The following is an 843-nucleotide window of genomic DNA, read 5'->3' as shown; positions in this document are numbered from 1 at the left end:
ATCAACGGCCGCGTGTCGAAGGCCGAGATCACCCTCGGCAACCTGGTCGACGCATCGGCCGTGCTGACGTCCGTCGTGTCGCTGGACCGCATCTACGCCAGCTTCGACGGCGATGAAGAGACCTACCTGCGCGTCGCGAAGGAAGCGCACGATGGCCAGGCGGTGCCGGTGAAGGTGGGCCTCGTCAACGAGGACGGCTTCCCGCACGAGGGCAAGCTGGAGTTCGTCGACAACCAGCTCGACTCGCAGACCGGCTCCGTGCGCATGCGTGCCACGTTCGAGAACAAGGACCGCAGCATGGCTCCCGGCCTGTTCGCCCGCGTGCAGATCGGCGGCGGCGCCACGAAACCGGCCCTCCTGATCACGGACCGCGCGGTGGGCACGGACCAGAGCCACAAGTTCGTGTTCGTCGTCGGCGCGGATGGCAAGGCCGAATACCGCGAAGTGAAGCTCGGTCCCGTCGTTGACGGCCTGCGCGTCGTGCGCGCCGGCCTGAAGCCGGGCGAGAAGATCGTCGTCAACGGCCTGCAGCGCGTGCGTCCGGGTGCGCCCATCACGGCGCAGATGGTGCCGATGGTCGCTTCGCTGGAGACGGGCAAGGCTGTCGCCAAGGACACGAAGCTGGCCTTGGCAGACAGCAGCAAATAAGCAAATAAGTTCATAAGAATTCAAAGGGCAAGAACAAATGAACATCTCACGCTTTTTCGTCGACAAGCCGATCTTCGCGGCCGTGCTGTCGGTGCTGGTCTTCGTGGCCGGCCTCATCTCGATCTTCGAGTTGCCGATCTCCGAGTACCCGGACGTCGTGCCGCCCTCCGTGGTGGTGCGCGCCCAGTACCCGGG

General features: G+C 65.0%; 2 protein-coding genes. Both read left to right on the top strand.

Annotated elements, in window-relative coordinates; genetic code table 11:
- A partial coding sequence (locus AC1DYX_RS31610; RefSeq protein WP_477266219.1) for an efflux RND transporter periplasmic adaptor subunit occupies window positions 1-648 on the top strand: 648 nt, incomplete at its 5' end.
- A gap of 37 nt (window positions 649-685) precedes the next feature.
- On the top strand, window positions 686-843 hold a 158-nt coding region (locus tag AC1DYX_RS31605; RefSeq protein WP_477266221.1), incomplete at its 3' end, for an efflux RND transporter permease subunit.

It is taken from the genome of Massilia sp. P2_C2 (assembly GCF_056404615.1).
The sequence above is the reverse complement of the archived record's forward strand: the minus strand, read 5'-3'. Positions and strand labels throughout refer to the sequence as shown.